Consider the following 246-nt stretch of genomic DNA (forward strand, 5'->3'; position numbering starts at 1 on the left):
CTCAGCATATTTCTCTACCTTTTTCTGGTTCTGTAAAGAAAGCTGAAGATAAGTATTAACTATTTTATATTCTGACTCAAAATAAGTTTCAGGAACATCTAATAGGATAGCCAGTTGTTTGAGATTGCTTTGGTTTGGTTTAGTCTTTTCATTTTCCCAATTAAAATAAGAAGAGCGGTTTATATGAAGTTTATCTGCTAGTTCAGATTGAGAATAGCCAAGTGTTATTCGTCTTTCTTTTAATCG

The 246-nt window shown here is 31.7% G+C and carries 1 protein-coding gene; it reads right to left on the reverse strand.

The genetic code is table 11. From position 1 onward, the window contains the following. A partial coding sequence (locus LVD47_RS23555; protein ID WP_236981180.1) for a helix-turn-helix domain-containing protein occupies positions 1-246 on the reverse strand: 246 nt, incomplete at both ends.

It is taken from the genome of Membranihabitans maritimus, from assembly GCF_021729145.1.
Lineage (GTDB): Bacteria > Bacteroidota > Bacteroidia > Chitinophagales > Saprospiraceae > Membranihabitans > Membranihabitans maritimus.